Source organism: Tsuneonella litorea (genome assembly GCF_025154015.1).
In the GTDB taxonomy this organism is placed as follows: domain Bacteria; phylum Pseudomonadota; class Alphaproteobacteria; order Sphingomonadales; family Sphingomonadaceae; genus Tsuneonella; species Tsuneonella litorea.
In genome coordinates, this window is sequence record NZ_JAOAMV010000015.1 from 1 (window position 1) to 4,259 (window position 4,259).

At 58.5% G+C, this 4,259-nt stretch carries 3 protein-coding genes; all 3 read left to right on the forward strand.

Annotated elements, in window-relative coordinates; genetic code table 11:
* Positions 1 to 1,091: 1,091 nt before the first annotated feature.
* The 3 genes from N0B51_RS14700 (at position 1,092) to N0B51_RS14710 (ending at position 4,083) form a co-directional block, all read left to right on the forward strand.
* Positions 1,092 to 2,105 carry a tyrosine-type recombinase/integrase gene (locus N0B51_RS14700; RefSeq protein WP_259963349.1) on the forward strand — a complete coding sequence of 338 codons (1,014 nt, stop codon included), beginning with the start codon at positions 1,092 to 1,094 and terminating at the stop codon, positions 2,103 to 2,105.
* Positions 2,106 to 2,689: 584 nt separating this feature from the next.
* Positions 2,690 to 3,736, forward strand: a complete 1,047-nt coding sequence (locus N0B51_RS14705; RefSeq protein ID WP_259963350.1) for a TolB-like translocation protein — start codon at positions 2,690 to 2,692, stop codon at positions 3,734 to 3,736.
* Positions 3,737 to 3,753: 17 nt separating this feature from the next.
* The gene (locus N0B51_RS14710; protein ID WP_259963351.1) at positions 3,754 to 4,083 is read left to right on the forward strand and encodes a hypothetical protein; all 330 of its coding nucleotides are present in this window, start codon (positions 3,754 to 3,756) and stop codon (positions 4,081 to 4,083) included.
* The last annotated feature ends 176 nt before the right edge of the window (positions 4,084 to 4,259 follow it).

Genomic DNA, 4,259 nt, shown 5'->3' on the forward strand with positions numbered 1-4,259 from the left:
GCGAGGAAAGCTGCTCGCCCCCGATCCGCGTCAGCCTGCCAGCAACGCAGAACCCGACTTCTTCAACAGAATAAGGGCGCTTAGCGGACATCAATCTTGGCTGGTTTCCCGGGCGCAAAAATGCATTCTAGAGTCCCCAAAAAGGCATCGAACCAATGCATTAGACGGCATTTGCGGGCCTTTTGCGGGCTCTTCGCACAAACCGAATTACCTAAACATCTGAAAAAAGGTAAAAAATGAGACCGATTGTGATGCCTCTTCTGGCACCACATTCTCATCGCTTTGGGTTGACCGCCTTGCCGGGACATTCCCGGGCGTAAGCTCGCGGTCTTGCAGGCCTTGCGGTGACTATCCAGGCACACGACCCGGCTCCCGTGGGTAGCGCAGGGGACCTTCGCGGCTAGAGGGCAATGGGGGGATGGATACGGGGGGCACGACCGAACTCGCAATTCAACCCCGTGCACAGGGACGGCAGAGCCCGTCTCGGCCTTCAAACGCTTTCAATTACTGTCATCCCTTGTCATCAAGAGGCGATTAGAGCCGATGTTGATGGGATCGGCCGACCCAGAACGGCCAGGCCCGACGTGGTTCGTCCGGCGATGACCGCGTTTCCTCGTTGTGAAGAAATCGGTTGGAGCAGTCCCGGACGCGCCGAGACCAGCCGCTATCCGCGAGCGATGGCTGTTTCTGGGCGATTATAGCCGGCGAGACGAACCATGGCCACGACACTTGATTTTATCTCAATATGATATAAAATACGACACACGAACGTTCTCGGCGCGAGCGTCTTGATACCGCCACAAGCGCTCACCGACTCCTCGTGGGCTGATCCCCGGACTCCGGGTGTGCCGTTCGCAACGCAACTGGACGTTGGCAAGCTGACCGGACGCAGTTCGCCTGACACTCCAGGTGTGTTCCGGGTTGAACGTGGCCCCGAGCACTTTGCCCGTCGAAGGCAGGAGAGGACCGGGGCAAGTGGCGGCGCCCACGTCGCTTCGCCGAAGCCTCGTGTTCTTCCGGTACACCGCGGGAAACCCGGAAAGGATGGCTGGGAACACCACCGCGACCTCGCCACGCAAGGAGATGATCCTATGTTCCGCATCCAGACCAACCAAGTTTTCCAGCTCGGGGTCCCCACCTGGAGCGCGCCTTCCGTTTGCTGGCGAACGGCGTCGACCGGGCATCCGGGCTCGCCCTCTTTCAGCACCGTAGCGAGCGAGTGGCTTGCGAAGAATGCGAAAGAGGGTCGTGCGAGCGCGACCCTGCGCAAGATGCAATGGCTAATCGATCTGGCGAACTCAACCCTCGGCGAGCGTCCGATCTCGGAGATCTCGCCCTCGGAAGTGCTGGCTGTTCTGCGCCAACTTGAAGCGCGAGGCCTGTATGAGAGCGCTCGTCGCATGCGGAGCGTTTTTGGCCGTGTCTTCCGCTACGCGATCGCCACCTCGAGGGCGACCAGAAACCCGGCATCTGAACTACGGGGTGCGGTTGTAACCCCCCAGGTCAGGCACCGTGCCGCGCTCACGCGTCAGAAGGATGTCGCCTCTCTTCTCAGAGCGATAGGAACCTACCAAGGAAGTCCGCTTACGGCGCTCGCTCTGAAGCTTTCCGCGCATACGTTCGTTCGGCCGGGCGAACTCCGCACGGCCGAGTGGTCGGAGATCGAGCGGCACAGAGCGGTCTGGTGGATCCCAGCCTCGAAGATGAAGATGCGTCGTCCACACGGCGTGCCGCTTTCCCGGCAGGTTATCTCGCTGTTGGAAGAGATCAGCGAGATGGGTGGAGACTCGAAGTTCGTTTTTCCGAGCGCGCGTGGACCGCACAACTGCATGTGCGAGAATACCGTGAACCAGGCTCTTCGGAGGCTTGGCTTCGGCCCAGACCAGATGACCGCTCATGGCTTTCGGGCCATGGCGGCGAGCCTTCTGAACGAGATGGGGACCTGGCACCCGGATGCGATCGAGAGGCAGCTGGCCCACCAGGACGCAAATCCAGTTCGTCGCGCATACAACAGGGCAGAATTCTGGGAAGAACGGATCAGGATGATGCAGCATTGGTCGGATTACTTGATTGAACTCGAGAAAGCACCGCCAGGCATGCGTTAGACGCGTTATGGCCTTTCATTGGCCGGCGGACGCCCGGTGTAGGAGTTCTGCCCAATTCCCATGATATCGCAGAATAGGTGGCGCCTGATTTCAACCGCATAGTTTCATCGAATTTCGAGAGTGAGCACTGGTTCGGCAAGTGCTGGCGGTGCAGGCAACTCGTTATCTCCTCGTATGAGGTGACGGGATGATTTCTTCTTTGGGCGCGGCGAATCCAAGGCTTGCAAGACTTTTCGCCGTACCGTTCCCATTGACGCGACAACCCGTCACCATTGGATAAAGGACCGCGAACCCACTTGACCCCTTGTGGCATCGGGGCGCGATGGGTGCCAAGTCGCTGGTCTGATCGAATGACCACGGTGTCGCTTTGGGGGCTGGTTGCGGACCGTCTGCTTCTGAGTTCGCGGAAGCGCAAAGCGGACTATCCGCTAACGAGCCCATAACGGAAATTCGGCTGCAAGTCGTGACACTTGGGCAGATGGTGACATGCCACGCATATTTGGCTAAGGTTGACTTCGGTTAAGGTTGCCGGAGCAGTGATCTGATCCGGGGTTAGCGCGACCTGCAACTCGGGGAACGGGGCCATGATCAGCGCTAAAAGGACTTTTGGATTTTTTGCAGGAGCGGCAATCGCGGTGGCAACCGCAGCCATCGCGGCTCCCCCGGCCGAAAAAGGTGGCGGCAAAGGCGGAAGCGGCGACCCACCCGCCGCTTTCGAACCTGCGATTGGCTACAAATTTTCCGGCAGGAACTATACGGATATCAGACTGGCGAACCGCGCCGGAGATCAAGCCTGTACCGTACTGCGGCTTCCAGATGGGAGTCCGTCACTCAGGGGGTTTGTCTTCGATGGGGCCAATGGGCGTCTCGCTTACGGTCTTGAGGGAGATGTCATCTACCTTGCGACCTTGACCTACGAAGCGAGCAATCCCTCCTGCCCGGTTGCTCTCGCGAAGAACACCGTGGCCATTACTCCACTGACAGTTGCTGATCCAGAGACTTTGGACTTCTCGCCAAGGGGCGACCACCTTGTCTGGTCCGAGCCGAACAAGGCCTACACCGGATACGGGTCTGCCTTTGACATAGTCGTCTTCGACATTGGGGCTGGCGAGCATACGAGAATACCGCTCGAGAAATGGGGAACCACTAATCCTGATTGGGGGGTTACCAACGAGTGGGTTGCGACCAGCACGCGCTTCAGCCCAGATTTCGACAACTCGGGCGAGATCATTTTTTCCGGCGCACCGCTGTCGGGAGTTCTGGGAGCTTATAACAGCTTGTTTGCCGTCAATGTTGATGGACAAACAGAGCCCAGATTGATTGTCAATGGCGCCAGCATGCAGGTCGACGCCATTGTGACGGTTACCAGCCCCGGAGGGTCGGGTGCACACAAGGTGGCGTTCACGGACAACAATACCGGCAAAGTGCGCCAGCACAGAATTTCCGATGGCGGTCTGGTGGCGAGTTTCAGCGGGGATGAGCCAGCGTACAGCTGCGACAATTCGGAACTCATCCATTCCGCTAAGGGAAAAGGCGGAAAGCCAAGCATCTACATCACTGCAGCGGATGGAAGTTCATCCGAGACGTGGAGTAGCGGGGGTCCTCGGTTTTTCGATTGGTTCTGCGACTAAGTCGCATGGATCGACGATTGGCCAACATTCTTATCCTTGTTGCGGTCGCCTGTCTTCTCTGGTTGCTCGTGCGATGGAATGGCGGTGGCGAGGGGGCTGCTACAAAGGACAACCCCTGGCAGGACCCGGCCGACCTGACCGCTGCGAATGCGGCAAGGCGGGAAGGATTGGTGGACCCCTCCATTCCCAACAATAGCAGCAGCCCTTCGGTATCGACGGGCATCAGACACGATAGGCCGCCTATGCGTTCGCAGCTTGCTGACCCGACGATACGCGAAGCCTATGACGCCGAGGCGCATACCGGCGACTTTGTGACCCCCCCCAATTTCAGTGTCGAAAGCGAATGAACTGTTAGTCCGCTCAATCGAGAGTTTCTTAAGACGCGTTCAAATCAAGTTTGACATGAGAGCATTGCAGTGCAGTCTGACATTTTGACCGATTTCCAGCCCTATTCTGTTGAAGAAGTCGGGTTCTGCGTTGCTGGCAGGCTGACGCGGATCGGGGGCGAGCAGCTTTCCTCGCC